We start from the raw sequence: 2,069 nt of genomic DNA, 5'->3' as shown, positions 1-2,069 counted from the left end.
GGAAGATGCTTACGACAAGGGCCGCCTGATGGGCACCTTTGCCGAGGATTGCGCTGAGAAATACCAGTTCACCCGCGAAGCTCAGGATGAATACGCGCTTAAATCTCTGGCCAACGCACTTGAAGCTCAGGAGAGCGGCGCGTTTGACGGGGAAATTGCCTCCGTTACCGTGACGTCCCGCAAGGGAAGCGTGGTGACGGACACGGATGAGCAGCCAAAGTCGGCGCGCCCGGAGAAGATCCCGGCGCTGAAACCGGCTTTCCGCAAGGATGGCACTGTGACCGCAGCCAATGCCTCCTCTATTTCCGACGGCGCGGCAGCGCTGATGCTGGCGTCTTCTGAAGCCGCCAAGGCGCAGGGCCTGAATATCCGTGCCCGTATTCTGGGCCATGCCAGCCATGCTCAGGCTCCGGGCTGGTTTACCACCGCTCCGGTTCCGGCAGCGCTGAATCTGCTGAAAAACATTGGCTGGCAGGTTGAAGACGTCGATTTGTGGGAAGTGAACGAAGCCTTTGCTGTGGTTCCGATGGCCTTCATGCATGAAATGGGCATCTCCCGCGACAAGATGAATGTGAACGGTGGCGCCTGTGCGCTGGGTCACCCCATCGGGGCGTCAGGTGCCCGGATCATGGTCACGCTTTTGAACGCGTTGGAAAAGCGCGGCCTAAAGCGCGGCGTGGCCGCCATCTGCATCGGCGGCGGCGAGGGCACGGCGATTGCAATTGAGCGGGTCTGACATTCTCCTTCGAAAAATACTCTCGGGGGTGAATTGACCGTGAGGTCAAGAGGGGGCAGACAGCCCCCTCAATGCGTTGAAGGAGAGGCAGACATGCAGGCCGATTACGGAACCCTTGCCAAGACCATCGCGTCGCTGACCGAAGGTGAGACGGATGAGATCGCGCTCATGGCCACTGTCGCCTGCGAGGTGCACCACGCCGACGACCGGTTCAACTGGACCGGCTTTTACCGCGCCGTTGCGCCGGAGTTGTTGAAGATCGGCCCGTATCAGGGCGGACACGGCTGTTTGCAAATCTCGTTCTCCCGCGGTGTTTGCGGCGCGGCGGCACGCACCGGCGAGGTGCAGCTGGTGGCGGATGTGGATGCCTTTCCCGGCCATATCGCCTGCGCTTCATCCACCCGGTCGGAACTGGTCCTGCCGGTCTGGAATGCCGCAGGTGCGCTGATCGGGGTTTTTGATATCGACAGCGACCAGCCGGACGCATTTGCCGAGGAAGACGCAGAGCAGCTGGCTGCAATCCTGCGGAAGGTCTTCAGCCAGAGCTGATTCGCGCTTTCAGGGGCTTTGCCCCTCGGCCTGCGGCCTCACCCCAGGGTATTTTCACCAGAAAGAAGCAGCCCGGCGCCTGAATGCGTTGGGTTTTTTTCTTGGCTTGCGGGTGGCTCGTGAAAAAAGGCTTGGAAATTTCACGAACTCAAGGCATCGTGAAAAACGAGAGGATTTTTTCACGAACGGAGAGAGAGCCGGTGAACGATCAGACCCTGGCAGCGGCGACATTGGGGGCAGACATCCGGGCCTTGCGCAAGGCCCGCGGGCTGACCCTATCAGATATCGGCGCGATCCTGAACCGTTCGGTCGGCTGGCTCAGCCAGGTTGAGCGGGATATGTCCGAACCCTCAATCTCTGATCTGCGCCAGATTGCTGAGGCCCTAGGCGTGCCGATGTCTATGCTGTTTGCCCATTCCGGCGCCCCCGCAGATGAGCATGGCTACATCGTTCGTGCCGGTTCCCGCCGCCCGATGGGCTCGGGTGAAGAGGGGCTGATCGAAGAGCTGCTGTCACCCGACCTGACCGACGACTTCGAGATGGTGCACTCCACCTTCCAGCCGAATTCCCGGATGCAAACGCCCGCTAACAGGCCGACGCAAGAGGTTGGCTATGTGATTTCGGGCAAGCTGGACCTGCTGATTGGCGGCCGCAGCTTCACTGTCGGTCCGGGCGACAGCTTCCGGATTAAGCATGAGCCTTACCAGTGGTCGAATCCCTATGACGAACCCGCAGTGGCCGTCTGGGTGATTGCACCGCCGGTCTACTAGGAGGGGATAATGAT

Annotated in this window: 3 protein-coding genes; all 3 read left to right on the top strand. The window is 60.6% G+C overall.

Going from position 1 to position 2,069, the window contains the following annotated elements; all coding sequences use genetic code 11:
* Positions 1-736 (top strand): acetyl-CoA C-acyltransferase (locus tag A2I95_RS33530; protein ID WP_291736785.1); only part of this gene is annotated, 736 nt, incomplete at its 5' end.
* Positions 737-829: 93 nt separating this feature from the next.
* A complete protein-coding gene (locus A2I95_RS33525) occupies positions 830-1,285 on the top strand; it encodes a GAF domain-containing protein (protein WP_027256813.1) in 456 nt (151 codons plus the stop codon).
* 200 nt (positions 1,286-1,485) lie between these two features.
* A complete protein-coding gene (locus A2I95_RS33520) occupies positions 1,486-2,055 on the top strand; it encodes an XRE family transcriptional regulator (protein ID WP_027256812.1) in 570 nt (189 codons plus the stop codon).
* Positions 2,056-2,069: the final 14 nt, after the last annotated feature.

Source organism: Leisingera sp. F5, from assembly GCF_001593695.1.
The sequence above is the reverse complement of the archived record's forward strand: the minus strand, read 5'-3'. Positions and strand labels throughout refer to the sequence as shown.

Excerpts from the sequence above, each read along its gene's own strand:
- A2I95_RS33525 (WP_027256813.1), top strand. The coding sequence starts at position 830 with ATGCAGGCCGATTACGGAACCCTTGCCAAGACCATCGCGTCGCTGACC.